Raw genomic sequence first — 16,738 nt, forward strand, 5'->3', positions numbered from 1 at the left:
GAGGCGTCAGCCAGAGGGCGGGCCCAGGGTGGCCGCGAGGCGTTTAGGGGCGCGTAGGCGCCAGGCCTCCGCCAGGAGCTCGCCCATCTCGTCCGCGTCCACCGCCCCCATCCGGACCAGGACGCTCGCGTGGCCGTCGTAGTGGGGCGTGGTGGTGAACGTGGCGGGATCGGCGGTCAGGAGCTCGCGTTTGTGCTCCTCCGACGGAACCGGGAGCACCAGCAGGTCGCCCTCCTCGCGCAGCCGGGCGAACCACTTGCCGCGTACGGAGAAGGCGGGCGTGCCGTACATGGTCCGCTCGGCCACCTCGGGCAGCGCCAGGGCCAGCCGCCGTACGTCCTCTTCCGTCACCATGCCGGTCACCCTAGCCACCGCCACCGACAAGAAACCGGCGGCCGGCCGGGGCGGAATCACCGCGAAGCAGGGCCGGCGCGGAGAAGGGCGCGTCGCGGCTGGTGACGCGCCCCTCCTCCGTACGGAAACCGGCGTGCTCGAAACGTACCTCGAACGCGCCCCTCCGGTCCCCCGAAACGGGGTGCCTAAAGGGTGTCTAAAGGGTGAGGCTTGGCTTGAGTTGCTTGAACCGCGCCAGCAGCCCGTTGACGAACTGCGGCGATTCGTCGGTGGACAGCTCCCCCGCCAGGTGCACCCATTCGCTGATGACCACGCCCTCGGGTACGTCGGGCATCCACAGCAGCTCGTACGTGCCGCCGCGCAGCAGATTACGGTCGACGGCGGGCATCCGGTCGAGTGTCCAGCCCTCGGCGTACGTCGTGATCAGTTCGTCGATGCGCGCATGGTGCCGGGCGACCCCCTCGACGATGGCCGAGGTGTACTCGTTGACCGGTGGTTCTTTCCGTTCCACGCGCTCGGCGAGGATCTTCAGCGGATCCTCGCCGCGCAGCTCGGCCTCGAAGAGGATGTCGAGCGCTCTCCTGCGTGCTTTGCCGCGTGCCGACACCTCAGGCCCGGCCGAGGTACTCGCCGCTACGGGTGTCTACCTTGACCTTTTCGCCGGTGGTGATGAAGAGCGGCACCTTGATCTCGGCGCCGGTCTCCAGCGTGGCCGGCTTGGTGCCGCCGGTGGAGCGGTCGCCCTGCAGACCAGGCTCGGTGTTGGCGATGGTCAGCTCGACGGCGGCCGGCAGCTCGACGTAGAGCGCGGAGCCCTCGTTGAACGCGACCGTGGCCAGAGTGTTCTCCAGCATGTAGTTGGCGGCGGTGCCGACGGTGGCGGCCGGCACGTTGACCATGTCGTAGGTCTCGGTGTCCATGAACACGAACTCGTCGCCGTCCTTGTACGAGAACTGCATCTCGCGCTTGTCGACGTTGGCCACCTCGACCTTCACCCCGGCGTTGAAGGTCTTGTCGACGACTTTGCCGGAGAGGACGTTCTTGAGCTTCGTGCGCACGAACGCGCCGCCCTTGCCCGGCTTGACGTGCTGGAACTCGACAACGCTCCAGAGCTCACCGCCCTCGAGCTTCAGCACCATGCCGTTCTTGAGGTCGTTGGTCGTCGCCACTCGTTCTTCTCCCGCGTGTGGCCGCTCTAAAGGACGAGCAGCTCCTTGGTCGTCTTGGTGAAGAGTTCCGGCCCGCCCTCACGTGTCACGAGGGTGTCCTCGATGCGAACCCCGCCCCGGCCTGGGAGATAGACCCCTGGCTCGACGGTGATCGGAACTCGATCCTCTAGTTTACCGGTCCGCGAAGGGCCCAGGAACGGCTCCTCGTGGATCTCCAGGCCGACGCCGTGGCCGAGACCGTGCCTGAAGTGCTCGCCGTGGCCCGCGCGTTCGACGACGGACCGCGCGGCGGCGTCCACCTCCCGGGCTCCCGCGCCGGGGGCCAGGGCGTGGCGCCCGGCCCGCTGGGCGTCGGCCACCAAATCGTACAGCTCGCGCTGCCAGCCGGCGGGCGGGCCCAGGCTGACGGTACGCGTCATGTCGGCGTGATAGCCGTGGTAGCGGGCCCCGAAGTCCATCGTGACCAGGTCCCCGGCGCGCAGCTCCCGGTCGGTGGGGCTGTGGTGCGGGATCGCGCCGTTCTCCCCCGCCGCCACGATCGTGTCGAACGCGGGCTTGTCGGCGCCCAGCTCGGCCATCCGCCGCTCCAGCAGGCGGGCCAGCTCGCGCTCGGTCATGCCGGGGACGATCCTGGGCGTGACGTCGGCGAACGCCTGATCGGTGATCGCGCAGGCGGTGCGGATGAGGTCGAGCTCCTGCTCGTCCTTGACCGCGCGCAGGCGTTCCACGGCCTGTTCGAGCGGTACGAGGCCCTCGCCCAGCCGCAGGTACGTGGCCACGCTCATGGCCGCCGCCTCGATGCCCACCTTGTCACCTGGGCCGTCACCGGGGCCGGACGCGAGCAGCGCGGCCGCGACGTCGCCGGCCTCCACGACGGGCAGGTCCAGCTCGCGGGCCGCGCCGATGTAGCGGTTGTCGGTGGCCAGCCTCGCCGTGCCGTCGGCGTTCACCAGGACGGCGGCGTTGGAGCTGGCCAGGCCGGTCAGGTAGCGGACGTTGACGGGCGAGGTGACCAGCAGGGCGCGGACCCCGTGGCCGGGCAGCGACTCGGCCAGCCGCGCCCGCCGCGCCGCGTAGTCGAAGGTCATCCCGCCAATCTACGCGCTCCGGACAGAACGCGGGCACCGCCCGATGCCGCCCACGCCGGCGACCGTCCCGCGCGGATGCCTCCCGCGCCGGCCGGCGTCCCGCGCGCCTGCGCCGCCGCACGACCGCATCACCTCCGCCGCCCCGCGACCGCATCGCCCCCGCCGCCCCGCGACCGCATCGCCCCCGCCGCCCCGCGACCGCATCGCCCCCGCCGCCGTGCGACCGCATCGCCCTCCGACGTCCCGCGACCGTGTCGCCCTTGCCGCCGGCAGCCACCCGTGCCGCCGCGATGTCCTCGCGCGAAGCGGTCAGCGCAGGCGCACGCTCCGGTCTCCTCGCGCGAAGCGGTCAGCGCAGGCGCACGCTCCAGTCGCGCATGAAGTCGGATGCCGGGCCAGACTGCTCCATGCGGCCCTTCTCCTGGGCCCGCAGCAGGTCGCGGTAGACGCCCGCGACGTGGTTGAGCGTGGAGTCCAGGTGGCCCTCGCCGAGCTTCCTCGCGGCCTTCCTGAGCTTCTCGCGGGCCTTGCCGGCGACGTGCGGGTCGATCCCGCCCATCGCCTCCTGCGCCATCAGCGCCTGGTCGAACCGCTGCAACCAGGTCTCGTACCCGCCGGCCGGGACCGACCTGCCGAGGGTCGCCTTGGGCGTGGCGATCTCCCGCAGGGCGGTCATGTCCTCTTCGTCGATCGTGGTCACGACCTCCGGCGTGGAGTCGGCGGTGGGGGTGACGGGCGGCTCGGTGGGCTCCGTCTGCGTCGTGAGGGAAGGGCTCGGGGTCGGCGTGGCCTCGGCGAGCGGCTGCTCCTCACGCTGCCCCGCGATCATGACCATGGCCACGGTCACGGCCGCGATGACCGCGACGGCGATGCCGAGCTGCAGCACCAGCTTGCGGTTGACCGATCCCGACGGCGCTTCGGGCTCGAAATCGGCCGCCTGGTAGACGGCGGTGTCACCGGCCCGCGGCGGCGGCACGGGGTAGACCTCGGTGGCGCCGCCCGGCCCCTGCCCTGGCCCCTGCGAGAACCCGGCCCCGCGCAACGACGCCCCGGTCTGCGGCACAGCACCCCCAGGCACGGCGCCCCCAGGCACGGCGCCTCCAGAAACGGCGCCTCCAGGAACGGCGTTCCCGGGTGCGCCCACTCCCCCAGCAGCCCCGGCCCCACCGGCCCCTGCGGCCCCTGCGGCCCCTGGGGCGCCGAACGCGCCCGTCTGGTTCGGCGCGGCGGGCTTGGGTCGGGCGATCGCGGCCAGCGTACGCCTGATGTACTCGCCGCTGGCAGGCCGCTTGGCCGGGTCCTCGTCGAGCATGGCGAGCACCAGGCGGTCGAGCTCGGGCGGCACCTCGGCCCTGATGGTGCTGGGCGGCGCGGCCTGGCCCCTGGGCGCGCCGTCCTCGAAGGGAGGACGGCCGCACAGCAGCTCGTAGCAGACGCAGCCGAGCGCGTAGATGTCGCCCGGCGCCTCGGCGGGCTGCCCGGGAACGCGCTCAGGCGCGGCGTAACGGCCGCTCCCGCGTACGGGCTCACGCCCGTCCATCCCGAACCCGACGACCTTGAGCACGCCGCTGGCGGCCATCCTGAAGGCGTCGGGGTCGACCTGCCCGTGCACGACGCCGGCCCGGTGCGCGGCGTCGAGCCCGGCGGCGGCCTGCCCGATGAGGTCGCACACCTCGACGATGCTCAGGCCGCCGCGCGCCGCCAGTTCCTCGCCCAGGCTGAGCCCGGTCAGGTGCTCCATGACGAGGAACGGCGCCCCGTCGTGCTCGCCGACGTCCAGGACCATGGCCACGTTGGGGTGGATGACCTTGGCGACGGCCTGGGCGTGCTGCCTGAGCACCTCACGGGTGGCGGCGCCCGCCGCTCTCGCGCCGAGCACCTTGACGGCCACGACCCAGTCGGCCCGCGTGTCGTACCCTCGCCACACTTCGCCCATCGGCCCGCTGCCGATGCGTTCGTCGAGCCGGTAGCGGCCGGCGATCAAGGAGGGTTCGCGCTCCGCGTCGGACATATCCCCGCCAAATACTCGGATTCCGGAATTTTCAGGAGTTCCGACTTACCTTAGGCCCCCACGGCCCCGGCCGCTTCGCGTACACGCGGCCGGACGGCGTACGGGCGGCGGAAACGTACGGGCACAAAAAACAGGGGGCGGGTGTGCCCCGCCCCCTTCGCGAAGAACCTCAGGCCGTCGCCGGCTCCGCCACGCGGGCCGCGCGCGGCTGGTCGAGCGGCTGCGGCGGCGCGTCGAACACGGCCGTGTCGAGGCGGCCCTCCGACCGCGCCACCAGCACCGGGACGACCATCTGGCCGGTCACGTTGGTGGCGGTGCGGATCATGTCGAGGATCGGGTCGATGGCCAGCAGCAGGCCGACGCCCTCAAGCGGAAGCCCCAGCGTGCTGAGCGTGAGCGTCAGCATGACGGTCGCGCCGGTCAGGCCCGCCGTGGCGGCCGAGCCGACCACGGAGACGAACGCGATGAGCAGGTAGTCGCCCACCCCGAGCGGGATGCCGAACACCTGGGCCACGAAGATCGCGGCGAGCGCCGGGTAGACGGAGGCGCAGCCGTCCATCTTGGTGGTCGCGCCGAACGGCACGGCGAACGAGGCGTAGTCGGCGTCCACGCCGTTGCGCTCGACGGAGACCCGCTGCGTCAGCGGCAGCGTGCCGACCGAGGAGCGGGAGACGAACGCCAGCTCGATCGCCGGCCAGGCGTTGCGGTAGAAGCGCAGGGGGTTGACCTTGCCCCAGACGGCCAGCAGCGTCGGGTAGACGGCCAGCAGCACCAGGAAGCAGCCGGCGTAGACGCCGGCACTGAACTTGGCCAGCGGCGCGAGCAGGTCCCATCCGTACGTGGCGACGGCCTTGCCGATCAGGCCCGCGGTGCCGATGGGGGCCAGGCGGATGACCCACCACAGCGCCTTCTGCACCAGCTCAAGGACGGAACGCGCGAGGTTGAGGAACGGCTCTGCCTTCTCGCCGACGGCCAGGGCGGCCGCGCCGAGCACGACGCCCAGGAAGACGATCTGGAGGACCTCCACGTCGGTGAAGGCGGTGACGATGTTCGTGGGCAGGATGCCGGTGACGAAGTCGAGCCAGGTGCCGGTGTGCTCGGGCGCCTTGGCCGAGCCGGTGTCGAGCGTGACGCCCTGGCCCGGGTTGATGATCAGACCGAGCCCGATGGCCAGCGCCACCGAGATCGCCGCGGTGATCAGGAACCAGACCAGCGTCTTGGTGGCGAGCCTGGCGGCGCCGTTGACGTTGCGCAGGTTCGCGACGCTGACCAGCACGGCGGTGAAGACCAGCGGCGGTACGGCGAGCTTCAGGAGCTGGACGAAGATCGAGCCGACCTTGGTGAGCGTCTCGGCGAGCCAGGTGACGTCCCAGATCTTGGCGACGAAGCCCAGGGCTATGCCGACGACGAGACCGAGCAGCAGTTGGAGTGAGAAGGAGAATCTCTTCACGGGGGGATGCCTTCGCGTTGCGGGCATGCTTGTGGCATGCCGGGAGTGAGGATGTTGTTCGACAGTTGACGGGAAGGGGCGTCAGCTACAGAGCGATGCGTGCAGCCGGCACAGATCGATGTGCAGCCGCTCGATGAGCCACACGATCACCACGGAAAACCTCACAGCCCGGCACAACCAACGGAGAATGCCGGAAATTCCCCCACCTAGTGTGATCTACGCAACAATTTCCTTGATCTGCTCGATGAGGCGGACCCGCTCCTCGTGCGTGGACGCGATGGGCGCCACGTTGAGCGTCGTCACGCCCGACTCCTTCAGCGCCTGGACGCGGTCGCGCACGAAGCCCTCGCTGCCGATCAGCGAGGTCTTCTCCAGCAGCTCGGCCGGCACCAGTGCGGCGGCCTCGTCCTTCTTGCCCTCCAGGTAGAGGTCCTGGATCTGCTCGGCCTCCTTCTCGTAGCCGTAGCGCCTGGCCAGGTCGTTGTAGAAGTTGCGGCCCTTGGCGCCCATGCCGCCGATGTAGAGGGCGGCCATCGGGCGGCCGAACTCGCGCAGCCCGGCCACGTCGTCGCCGATCGCCAGCGTGGCGTGCGCGACGACGTCGAGCTCGCCCAGCTCGGGGTCGCGCTCGGCCTTGCCCGCGGCCAGCGCGGCGCCCCAGACGTCGGCGGCCTTCTCGGGCATGTAGAAGATCGGCTCCCAGCCCTCGGCCAGCTCGGCGGCCAGCTGGACGTTCTTGGGGCCGATGGCGGCCACCATGATGGGGATGCGGGACCGTACGGGGTGATTGATGATCTTCAGGGGCTTGCCCAGGCCGGTGCCCTGGCCGGGCGGGAGCGGCACGGTGTAGTGGCGGCCCTCGTACTGGACGCGCTCGCGCTTCCAGACCTGGCGGCAGATCTCGATGACCTCCCGCGTACGCCCGAGCGGCGCGGTGTACGGCACCCCGTGGAAGCCCTCGATCACCTGCGGCCCCGACGCGCCGAGGCCCAGCGTGAACCGCCCGTCGGAGACGTAGTCGAGCCCGGCGGCCGTCATGGCGAGCAGCGTCGGCGTGCGCGAGTAGATCGGCAGGATGCCCGAGGCGATCTGCAGCCGCTCGGTCTTGGCCGCGATGTAGCCCATCTGGCTGACGGCGTCGAACGAGTAGGCCTCGGCCACGAAGACGATGTCCAGCCCGGCCTTCTCGTAGTCGGCCAGCTCGGCCACCGACTCCTTGAAGCCGCCCGCGTAGTTGAGTGCCATACCGATGCGCATTCAGGGCTCCCACCGACCGAATGATGTTCTGTTGAGTCGGCACCATGGTATCGCGACGGTGCCTCTCGCAGGAGCCGCTAGCCTGGTTCGGGTGCTGAAGCGGGTCGTCATCGTCGTCTCCGTCGCGGTTTCCGCGACTTTGGCGGGTCACCGGCTGATCCCCGCGCTCGGAGGGTTCACGCCGATCCTGGAGAGCCTGCTGCCGTGGACGGGCCTGGCGGTGCCGCTGCTGCTTACGGCCGCCGCGCTGGCACGCTCCACCGGCGCCGTGCTGGCCGCGCTGCTGCCCGGGGCGGTCTGGGCCGCGATGTTCGGCTCCACCCTGCTGCAGACGCCTCCCGGCGGCCCCAGCGATCTGGCCGTCGGCACCGTCAACGTGGGGGTGCGCAACAACGCCTCCGGCGAGGCCGTACGCACCATCGCCAAGGACCTCGACCTGCTGGCCGCGCAGGAGCTGACCCGCGGCGGCCCGGCGGCCAAGCAGCTCAACAAGATGTTCAAGTACCACTACCCGGTCAGCACGGTCGGGCTGTGGAGCCGCTACCCGCTGAGCGAGACCAAGCCGCTCGACGTCGGCATGGGCTGGCCGCGCGCCCTGCGCGCCGTCGTCACCACGCCCAAGGGCAAGGTCACCGTGTACGTCATGCACCTCGCATCGGCCAGGCCGGGCCACACCACCTCGCGCGACGCCTCGCTGGCCAAGGCGCGCGAGCTGATCGACGCCGACCCGAGCAAGCGCATCATCCTGCTCGGCGACCTCAACACCGCCACCACCGACCGCGGCATGCGGGGCCTCACGCCGCCGCTGATCGACGCGCAGAGCGAGGCGGGCGACGGGTTCGGGTTCACCTGGCCGGCGAGCTTCCCGGTGACCAGGCCCGACCACATCCTCTATCGCGGCATGACGGCCACCAAGGCAGGCGTGGCGCCGGCCACCGGCAGCGACCACCGGGCCGCGATCGCCTGGCTGCGCTTCTGACGACCGCTCCTCTCGAGCTTCCGTCCCGCGCCTCTCAAGCACACCGGCCGCGCCCGTCAAGCGCGGGGCAGCAGCCGGTCGAGGTCGGCGGGGGTGTCGATGTCGGCGGGGTCGCCGTGCTCGTCGCACGGCACCTCGGTGACCAGCTCGGGATGCGCCTTCAAGTACGGCCGCGCCCCCACATCGCCGACGGCCAGCTCCGCCACCCCGGCGAAGTGCGCACGGCCGATGAGCACCGGGTTGCGGCGCCGCCCGCCGTACGTGGCGACCGCCAGCTCCGCCCCCGAGCCGATCAGCGCGCGCACCGCGCCCGGCCCGATCAGCGGCTGGTCCACCAGCGCGACCACCACCGCCTCCGCCTGCTCGGGCAGGGCGGCCAGCCCGGCGCGCAGCGACGAGCCCATGCCAGAAGACCAGTCGGGGTTGCGCACGGTCACCGCGCCGCGCACCTGCACCGTGGCCGCGCCCAGCACGACGACGACGGGATGGCAGCCGCCCTCGGCCAGCAGCCGCACGCCCCGATCCACCAGCCGCTCGCCGGCGTACTCGACCAGCGCCTTGGGCCGCCCCAGCCGCGCGCCCTCGCCCGCGGCCAGCAGCAGCCCGGCCACTCTCGCGTCCTTCACGGCGTCTCGTGCCGCATGTCGTGGTGGATGCGGCCGCCGGTGGTGGACAGCGGGCGGCCTGAGCCGCCCCAGCGCATCTGGATCAGCTCGGCGGCGATGGACACGGCGGTCTCCTCCGGGGTGCGCGCGCCGAGGTCGAGCCCGATGGGCGAGCGCAGCCTGGCCAGCTCGTCCTCGGTGAGCCCCGACTCGCGCAGCCGCGCCAAGCGGTCCTCGTGGGTGCGGCGCGAGCCCATGGCGCCGACGTACCCGGCGTCGGTGCGCAGCGCCACCTCCAGCAGCGGCACGTCGAACTTGGGGTCGTGGGTCAGCACGCAGATCACCGTGCGCTCGTCGACCTCCACCGACGACAGGTAGTCGTGCGGCCACTTGACGACGACCTCGTCGGCGTCGGGGAAGCGCTTGGAGGTGGCGAAGACCGGCCGCGCGTCGCACACCGTGACGTGGTAGCCGAGGAACTTGCCGATCCTGGCCACGGCGGCGGCGAAGTCGATGGCGCCGAACACCAGCATCCGCGGCGTCGGCGCGAACGACTGCACGAACACCGCGAGGTCGTCGAGCCGCCGCTCCCCCTGCCCGCCGTAGCGGCGCAGACCGGTCAGCCCTTGGGCGAGCATGCCGCGGGCGTCGTCGTCCACGGCCGCGTCGAGCCGTTCGAGGCCGAGGCTGCCGCTCGCGCGGTCGGGCCAGATGACCCGGCGGGCGCCCACTTCGCCGGGGCCGGAGACGACGGTGGCCACCGCGACCGGGCGGCGCTCCTCCACCGCCGCGGCGATCTCGCCCAGCTCGGGGAAGGTCTCCCGCGAGACCGGCTCGACGAGGATGTCGATGATGCCGCCGCAGGTCAGCCCGACGGAGAACGCGTCGTCGTCGCTGACGCCGTACCGCTGCAGCACCGGCTCCTCGGCCTCGGAGGCCAGCTCGAAGACCGCGCCCTCCACGCAGCCGCCGGAGACGCTGCCGACCACCTCGTCACCGCGCACCGCCATGGCCGCGCCCGGCGGTCTGGGGGCGCTGCTCCAGGTGCCCACCACGGTGGCCAGCCCGAACTTCTCCCCGGACCGCCACCACTTCATGATCTCCGGCAGCACGTCACGCATGCGCGAGCCTTTCGCTGAGTCGCTCGAACGCGGCCAGGCTGTGCCCGGCCACCAGGTCGTCGAGATGGGGCAGGGCGGCCCGCATGCCGCCGGTGAGCGGCTGGTAGTCGTCGTAACCCTTGTGCGGGTTGACCCAGATCACCCGGTACGCCTGCCGGGCGAGCCGCCCCATCTGGGTGCCCAGCAGCTCGGGATCGCCGCGCTCCCACCCGTCAGAGGCGATCACCGCGATCGCACCCCTGGCGCTGTAACGGCCGAGGAACTCCTTCAGCTCCTCGCCGAGCCTGGTGCCGCCGCTCCAGTCGGGGATGGCCTTGGACACCTCGGCGAGCGCCGTGCCGGGGTCGCGGTGTCGCAGCTCGGCGGTGATCGGGGTGAGCCGGGTGCCGACCGAGAAGACCCGCGTGGCCCTGGGCTCGCTCCTGACCAGCGCGTGGGCGAAGCGCAGCAGCGTCTCGGCGTACGGGGCCATGGAGCCGCTGACGTCCACGAACAGCACGACGGGGCGCGGCCTGGTGGTGTGCCTGCGGCGGCGCAGCCTGGCCACGTCGCCCTTCCTGAGCGCGTCGCGGATGGTGCGGCGCTGGTCGAGCCTGCCCTGGTGGGCGGGCTCGAACCGGCGGGAGCGGCGCCTGGCCCGGCCGCACCTGAGCATGGCGAGCATGCGGTGCACCTCGGCGCGTTCGGCCTCGGTCAGCCTGGCGACGTCGCGGTGCCGCAGCACCTCGATCCTGCTCGCCCCGGCCGGTGCCGGGGTCTCGTCGTCCCCTTCACCTTCGCCCTCGTCGCCGCCGTCGCGCTCGGCCAGGTGGCGGGTGACGGTCGTGATCGCCGTACGGGCCGGCGTCGCCCTGTGCCCGCCGAAGTACGCGGCGAAGCAGCGGTCGTAGCGGGGCAGGTCGTCGGGCCCCGCGCAGAGCGTCAGCCGCCCGGCCCAGTAGACGGCGGCCGCGTCGGTCACGTCGAGGTGGTCGAGTGCCCTGAGCAGGTTCTGGGTGCGTTCGTGGTCGGCCGCGACGCCCGCGGCGCGCAGCGTCCGCGCGAACCCCGTCATGAGGGCGGCGGGCTCACGCACGGCCGGACCGCCCGTTCGCCTTCAGCGCCTGGTCGAGCAGGCCGTTGCCGAGCACGGCCGCGACGTCCTCCCGGTACTTCAGCGCCGCGCCGAGCGTGGCGGCGGCCCGCCCGGGGTCGAGCTCTTCGGCGCCCAGCGTCAGCAGCGCCTCCGTCCAGTCGAGCGTCTCGGCCACGCCCGGCGGTTTGACCAGGTCGGCCTGGCGCAGCCGGCCGGCCGCCGCGGCGACCTGCTCGGCCAGCTTCTCGGTGCAGGAGGGCAGGCGGCGGCGCAGGATGGCGACCTCGCGCTCGAAGCTCGGGTGTTCGAGCCAGTGGTAGAGGCAGCGCCGCTTGAGCGCGTCGTGCACCTCGCGGGTGCGGTTGGAGGTCACCACGACCACCGGCGGCGTCCCGGCCTTCACCGTGCCCAGCTCGGGGATGGAGATCGTGAAGTCGGAGAGCACCTCGAGCAGGAACGCCTCGAACTCGTCGTCGGCGCGGTCGATCTCGTCGACCAGCAGCACGCTCGGCTGCGTCTCGATGGCCTTCAGCAGCGGCCTGGCGATGAGGAAGCGCCGGTCGTAGATCTCGCCCTCCAGCCTGCCGACGTCGGTGATCCCGGCGGCCTCCGCGGCCTTGAGGTGGAGCAGCTGGCGGGCGAAGTCCCAGTCGTAGAGCGCCTGTGCGGCGTCCAGGCCCTCGTAGCACTGCAGCCTGATCAGCGGCGCGTCCAGCAGGGCGGCCAGCGTCTTGGCCAGCTCGGTCTTGCCGACCCCCGCCTCGCCTTCGAGGAACAGCGGCCGCCCCATGCGCAGGGCCAGGAAGGCGGCCGTGGCCAGCCCCTCGTCGGCCAGGTAGGCGTGCCGGTCGAGAAGCTCGATCAGCTCGTCCGGCGACTTGATGTCCGTCGCCCTGATTGTCCGCCGCAGCACGCCTTCAGGCTACGTCGCGACCGCGCCGCAGGCGATGCCCTGCCGCCTGCGGCGCGTCTCAGCGCTCCTCGCGGCGCGTCCGGGCCGGCGGCCCTCAACGGCGTCCGGGCCGCTGTCAAGGCTCCGCCCGCGTCTCAGCGCTCCTCGTGCGCCTCGCCGCGCTCTTTGATCAGCGCCGCCAGCTCGGCCGTGGCGCGGCGGGCGCGGGCCTTCTCCGAGCCCTGGATGCCCATCGCGCCGATGGTGCGGCCGTCGGAGAAGTCGATGCGCGGCCACGGCTCGCCGACCAGCAGCGTCACGTCGATGACCTCGGGCCAGGTGTAGCGGTGGGTGCGCACGGCGTTGACGATCGTGATGCCCTCCTCGTCGGCCTCGACCCTGACCCGGCCGAGCAGGTGCAGCACGTACGCCACCGCGCACCCGAACACCACGATCGCCACCCGGTCGGCGATCTGGAACGGCGGCGCGATGAGCACTGCCATCACCACCGCCCCCACCACGATCAGCGCGGCGAAGCCGTAGGCGACGACGCGGGCCCGGCGCGGACGCCAGGTGACGGGCAGGGGCGGAGGGGACACGGGCTCTGACACGAGGGAAACCTACCGCAGCTGCGCCTCGGGAACGCGCAGCCGCCGCAGCAGCAAGGCGGTCTCGAGTGCGGCGACGGCCGACTCGTACCCCTTGTCCTCCTTGCTGCCCGGCAGGCCGGAACGGTCGAGTGCCTGCTCCACCGTCTCGCAGGTGAGCACGCCGTTGCCGACCGGTGTCTCCTCGTCGAGCGAGACCCTGGTCAGGCCGGAGGTCACCGAGTCGCAGACGTAGTCGAAGTGCGCGGTCTCGCCGCGGATCACCGCGCCCAGCGCCACCACCGCGTCGTGGCGGCGCGCCAGCGCCTGCGCGACCACCGGGATCTCCAGCGACCCCGGCACCCGCACCACGGTCGCGCTCGCGCCGCTGTCGTCGCAGGCCCGCAACGCCCGCGCCAGGAGCTGGTCGGTGATCTCGGCGTGCCAGCTCGCCGCCACCACGCCCACCGTCAGCCCCGCCGCGTCGGGCGCGCTCGCGACCGGCCGTCCTTCACCGCTCATGACGCCTCCGAGATGTCGTGGCCGAGCCGCTCCCGCTTGGCCCTGAGATAGCGCTCGTTGTAAGGGTTCATGGCCACCGGCATCGGCTCCCTGCCGATGACCTTGACGCCGTAGCCGTCCAGGCCCTTGAGCTTGGCCGGGTTGTTGGTCAGCAGCCGTACGGACTTGACCCCCAGGTCGGCCAGGATCTGCCCGGCGTCGGAGAACTCCCGCGCGTCGACCGGCAGCCCCAGCTCGACGTTGGCGTCGACGGTGTCGCTGCCGGCGTCCTGCAGGCTGTACGCCTTGAGCTTGGCCAGCAGCCCGATCCCCCTGCCTTCGTGCCCGCGCAGGTAGACGATCACACCCCGGCCCTCGCGGGCGATGGCCGCCATGGCGTTGTCGAGCTGCACGCCGCAGTCGCAGCGCAGCGAGCCGAGCACGTCGCCGGTCAGGCACTCGGAGTGGGCCCTGACCAGGACGTTCTCGCCGCCGTTCAGGTCACCGTAGACGAGCGCGACGTGCTCGCCGCCGTCGAGTGCGCCGGCGTAGCCGTACGCCCGCCACATCCCGTACGCGTTCGGCAGCCGCGTCTCGGCGACCCTGGTGACCATGCTCTCGACCCGCCGCCGGTGATCGACGAGCTGCTCGATCGAGACCAGCGCGAGGTCGTGCTCGTCGGCGAAGCGGCGCAGCTCGGGCAGCCTGGCCATGGTGCCGTCGTCGTTGACCACCTCGGCCAGCGCCCCGGCGGGACGCAGCCCGGCCAGCCTGGCGAGATCGACCGCCGCCTCGGTGTGGCCGCGCCTGGCCAGCACGCCGCCCTCGCGGTAGCGCAGCGGGAAGACGTGGCCGGGGCGTACGAGCTCGTCCGGCCCGGTGGCCGGGTCGGCGAGCGTGCGGATGGTGGTGGCGCGGTCGGCCGCCGAGATGCCGGTGGTGACGCCGTCGCGGGCGTCCACCGTGATCGTGTACGCCGTGCGCATGCGCTCGGTGTTGTGCACGACCATGAGCGGCAGGCCGAGCCGGTCGAGCTCCTTGCCCTCCATGGCCACGCAGATCATGCCGCTGGTGTGCCTGATGGTGAACGTGCACAGCTCCGGCGTGGCCTTGGAGGCGGCGAAGATGAGGTCGCCCTCGTTCTCGCGGTTCTCGTCGTCCACCACGATGACCGGCTTGCCGTTGCGGATGTCCTCGATCGCGCGCTCGATCGGGTCGAGCGTGATGTCGCTCATCGGGCCACTCCCTCGGCCGCCACTTCCCCGGCCACCGGCGCACCCGGCGCGGCGGCGCGGTACTCACGCAGCCACTTGACGAACCCGATGAGCACCAGGACGAAGAAGATCCCGTAGACGGCGCCCGAGACCACCAGCCCCGAGCTGAACGCCAGCGGCACCCCGACCAGGTCCACCGCCACCCACACGATCCAGAAGTCCACCAGCGCCCGGCCCTGCGCCCAGGTCGCCATCGCACTGCCGACGAAGATGTAGGCGTCGGCGAGCACCAGGAACACACCGGCGGGCGGCGGCACGTGCGCGCCCCACGACAGGCCCGTGACCCAGAACAGCAGCCCGATCACGACGGTGCCCACCAGCATGCCGCCGATCAGCAGCACACGCTCCCACCATTGCGCCGGCCGGACCGCCAGGTCCCTGCCGTTCTGGGTGCCGCGCCGCCAGGCCCACCAGCCGTAGATCGCCAGACCGGCGAACAGCGCCTGCTTGAGCGCGTTGCCGGTGATGTGGGCGCTGATCGAGGCGATGAGCAGCAGCACCGCGCCGGTGAACTGCACCGGCCACGTCCACATCGACTTGCGTATCGCCAGCAGGACCGTGGCCAGGGCGGCGATGTTGCCCACCAGGTCGGTCCACATCACGTGCGCGCCGAATATCTCGAATCCGGCCTCGGCCCAGCTCACTTCCTGCCCACCAGCCTCTCCACATACTTGGCGATCACGTCGACCTCGATGTTCACCACGTCACCCACCTGGCGTTCGCCCATGGTCGTCAGCTTGAGCGTGGTGGGGATGAGGCTCACGCCGAAGCTTTCGTCGTCAACCGTGGTGACCGTCAGGCTGATTCCGTCGATCGCGATCGAGCCCTTCTCGGCGACGTACGGGCTGAGCGCCGGAGGCAGCGAGAAGCGCAGGTCGTCCCAGCTCTCGCCGGGCTGCCTGGACAGCAGCACGGCGGTGCCGTCCACGTGGCCCTGCACGATGTGGCCGCCGAGGCGCTGGTCGGCGCGTACGGCGCGTTCGAGGTTGACCGCCGAGCCCTCGGTGAGGCCGCCCAGGGAGCTGCGGTCGAGCGACTCCTTGATCACGTCGACGGTGAACACGTCGCCGTCGACCTCGACGACGGTCAGGCAGACGCCGTTGACCGCGATCGAGTCGCCGTGCCCCGCGTCGGAGGTGACGAGCGGGCCGCGTACCGACAGCAGGGCGCCGCCGCCCGCGCGCTCGATGGCGGTGACTTCGCCCTTTTCCTCAATGATTCCGGTGAACATTCACTGCTCCCTGCCTGGTTGCGGGCCTGCCGGCCGGGTTTCTCGCGGGGTCGAGGGGTGGACGGGTCGTGCGATGAGCCGTACGTCCGGTCCGATCACCGTGACGTCGTCGAATCTGAGGCGGTGGAGCTCGCCGATCGTGCCCACACCGGCCGCACCCAGCGCCGCCTTGCCGGAGCCGAGCAGCGCGGGCGCCACGTACGCCACCACGCGATCGACCAGCCCTTCCTTGACGAACGACCCGGCCAGCGCCGGGCCGCCCTCCAGGAACACGCTCACGAGCTGCCGGGCGGCCAGCTCCGCCAGCAGGGCGCGCAGGTCGAGCCCGGCGTCGTGGCGGGGCAGCCGCAGCAGGTCGGCCTTGAGGCCGGTGTCCACGTCGTCGGCCACCGCGATCAGCGTGGGCGCCTCGTCGTCGAGGACGCGCGCCGTCGCGGGCGTCCTCGCGTCGGGGTCCACGACCACGCGTACGGGCGCCCGCGCCGGCTTCTCACCTCCGGGGCGGGCGGTGAGGCGGGGGTCGTCGACCAGCACCGTGCCGATGCCGGCCACGATGGCGTCGGAGGCGGCCCGCATGCGGTGCACGTCGGCGCGCGCCTCGGGCGAGGTGATCCACTTGCTGGTGCCGTCCTCGGCGGCGGATCTGCCGTCGAGGGTGGCGGCGAACTTCCAGGTGACGTGGGAGCGGCCGAGGCGCATGAAGGTCAGCCACTCCTCGTTGACCCGCTCGGCGGCCTCGGTCAGCACTCCTGTGGTGACGGACACGCCGTGGGCGCGCAGCCGCGCCGCGCCTCCCGCGGCCGTGGGGTTGGGGTCGGACACCGCGATCACGACGCGGGCCACGCCCGCGTCCAGCAGCGCCCGGCTGCACGGGCCTGTGCGTCCGGTGTGGTCGCAGGGTTCGAGCGTCACGTACGCGGTGCCGCCCCGCGCCCGCTCCCCCGCCTGTGCCAGGGCGACGACCTCGGCGTGCGGCCCGCCCGCGTACGCGTGATAGCCCTCGCCCGCGACCTGCCCTGCGGCATCGAGCACGACGCAGCCGACGACGGGGTTGGGGGTGGTGCTGCCGTGTCCACGACCGGCCAGTTCGACGGCGCGCGCCATGTGCGCGACGTCCTGCTCGGGTATCTCCACCCGGGTCTCC

General features: G+C 72.1%; 18 protein-coding genes. 1 reads left to right on the plus strand and 17 read right to left on the minus strand.

Going from position 1 to position 16,738, the window contains the following annotated elements; translation table 11 throughout:
- Nucleotides 1-6: 6 nt before the first annotated feature.
- From AB0K67_RS08270 to AB0K67_RS08300, 7 genes are all read right to left on the minus strand, one after another.
- Nucleotides 7-354, minus strand: a complete 348-nt coding sequence (locus tag AB0K67_RS08270; protein ID WP_364054873.1) for an MmcQ/YjbR family DNA-binding protein — start codon at nt 352-354, stop codon at nt 7-9.
- A gap of 196 nt (nt 355-550) precedes the next feature.
- Nucleotides 551-961, minus strand: a complete 411-nt coding sequence (gene nusB, locus AB0K67_RS08275; RefSeq protein WP_364054876.1) for a transcription antitermination factor NusB — start codon at nt 959-961, stop codon at nt 551-553.
- A 1-nt stretch (nt 962) separates the two neighbouring features.
- On the minus strand, nt 963-1,523 hold the full coding sequence (gene efp / locus AB0K67_RS08280) for an elongation factor P (protein ID WP_364054879.1): 561 nt from the start codon (nt 1,521-1,523) through the stop codon (nt 963-965).
- 26 nt (nt 1,524-1,549) lie between these two features.
- Nucleotides 1,550-2,611 (minus strand): aminopeptidase P family protein, encoded by a 1,062-nt coding sequence (locus tag AB0K67_RS08285; protein WP_364054882.1) that lies wholly within the window; start codon nt 2,609-2,611, stop codon nt 1,550-1,552.
- A 349-nt stretch (nt 2,612-2,960) separates the two neighbouring features.
- Entirely contained in the window at nt 2,961-4,622 is a 1,662-nt protein-coding gene (locus AB0K67_RS08290; RefSeq protein ID WP_364054884.1) for a serine/threonine-protein kinase, read from the minus strand.
- 169 nt (nt 4,623-4,791) lie between these two features.
- The gene (locus AB0K67_RS08295; protein WP_364054886.1) at nt 4,792-6,072 is read right to left on the minus strand and encodes a dicarboxylate/amino acid:cation symporter; all 1,281 of its coding nucleotides are present in this window, start codon (nt 6,070-6,072) and stop codon (nt 4,792-4,794) included.
- A gap of 216 nt (nt 6,073-6,288) precedes the next feature.
- Nucleotides 6,289-7,329 carry an LLM class F420-dependent oxidoreductase gene (locus AB0K67_RS08300; protein ID WP_364054888.1) on the minus strand — a complete coding sequence of 347 codons (1,041 nt, stop codon included), beginning with the start codon at nt 7,327-7,329 and terminating at the stop codon, nt 6,289-6,291.
- Between the two features lie 91 nt (nt 7,330-7,420).
- Between AB0K67_RS08300 and AB0K67_RS08305 the strand changes: the two genes are divergently transcribed.
- The gene (locus tag AB0K67_RS08305) at nt 7,421-8,308 is read left to right on the plus strand and encodes an endonuclease/exonuclease/phosphatase family protein (RefSeq protein ID WP_364054891.1); all 888 of its coding nucleotides are present in this window, start codon (nt 7,421-7,423) and stop codon (nt 8,306-8,308) included.
- Nucleotides 8,309-8,364: 56 nt separating this feature from the next.
- On the opposite strand, the gene AB0K67_RS08310 is transcribed toward AB0K67_RS08305, so the two are convergent.
- The 10 genes from AB0K67_RS08310 to ribD form a co-directional block, all read right to left on the minus strand.
- Nucleotides 8,365-8,919 (minus strand): nucleotidyltransferase family protein, encoded by a 555-nt coding sequence (locus AB0K67_RS08310; RefSeq protein ID WP_364057503.1) that lies wholly within the window; start codon nt 8,917-8,919, stop codon nt 8,365-8,367.
- A gap of 11 nt (nt 8,920-8,930) precedes the next feature.
- A complete protein-coding gene (locus AB0K67_RS08315) occupies nt 8,931-10,034 on the minus strand; it encodes an XdhC/CoxI family protein (protein ID WP_364054894.1) in 1,104 nt (367 codons plus the stop codon).
- Complete coding sequence (locus AB0K67_RS08320; protein ID WP_364054897.1) at nt 10,027-11,109, minus strand: VWA domain-containing protein; 1,083 nt, start codon at nt 11,107-11,109, stop codon at nt 10,027-10,029. Before AB0K67_RS08320 ends, AB0K67_RS08315 begins: the two co-directional genes overlap by 8 nt.
- The gene (locus AB0K67_RS08325) at nt 11,102-12,022 is read right to left on the minus strand and encodes a MoxR family ATPase (protein WP_364054900.1); all 921 of its coding nucleotides are present in this window, start codon (nt 12,020-12,022) and stop codon (nt 11,102-11,104) included. Before AB0K67_RS08325 ends, AB0K67_RS08320 begins: the two co-directional genes overlap by 8 nt.
- 134 nt (nt 12,023-12,156) lie before the next feature.
- The gene (locus AB0K67_RS08330; protein WP_364054903.1) at nt 12,157-12,612 is read right to left on the minus strand and encodes a PH domain-containing protein; all 456 of its coding nucleotides are present in this window, start codon (nt 12,610-12,612) and stop codon (nt 12,157-12,159) included.
- Nucleotides 12,613-12,621: 9 nt separating this feature from the next.
- Complete coding sequence (gene ribH / locus AB0K67_RS08335) at nt 12,622-13,110, minus strand: 6,7-dimethyl-8-ribityllumazine synthase (RefSeq protein ID WP_364054906.1); 489 nt, start codon at nt 13,108-13,110, stop codon at nt 12,622-12,624.
- Nucleotides 13,107-14,324, minus strand: coding sequence for a bifunctional 3,4-dihydroxy-2-butanone-4-phosphate synthase/GTP cyclohydrolase II (locus AB0K67_RS08340; protein WP_364054910.1), 1,218 nt, complete (start codon nt 14,322-14,324; stop codon nt 13,107-13,109). The genes ribH and AB0K67_RS08340 overlap by 4 nt, the downstream gene beginning before the upstream one ends.
- Entirely contained in the window at nt 14,321-15,007 is a 687-nt protein-coding gene (locus tag AB0K67_RS08345) for a nicotinamide mononucleotide transporter family protein (RefSeq protein WP_364054913.1), read from the minus strand. Before AB0K67_RS08345 ends, AB0K67_RS08340 begins: the two co-directional genes overlap by 4 nt.
- A complete protein-coding gene (locus AB0K67_RS08350) occupies nt 15,004-15,594 on the minus strand; it encodes a riboflavin synthase (RefSeq protein WP_364054916.1) in 591 nt (196 codons plus the stop codon). The genes AB0K67_RS08345 and AB0K67_RS08350 overlap by 4 nt, the downstream gene beginning before the upstream one ends.
- Nucleotides 15,595-16,728: a bifunctional diaminohydroxyphosphoribosylaminopyrimidine deaminase/5-amino-6-(5-phosphoribosylamino)uracil reductase RibD gene (ribD, locus tag AB0K67_RS08355; protein WP_364054919.1), complete on the minus strand. Its 1,134-nt coding sequence runs from the start codon at nt 16,726-16,728 to the stop codon at nt 15,595-15,597.
- Nucleotides 16,729-16,738: the final 10 nt, after the last annotated feature.

It is taken from the genome of Nonomuraea sp. NPDC052634 (genome assembly GCF_040678535.1).
Classification (GTDB): Bacteria; Actinomycetota; Actinomycetes; order Streptosporangiales; family Streptosporangiaceae; genus Nonomuraea; species Nonomuraea fastidiosa.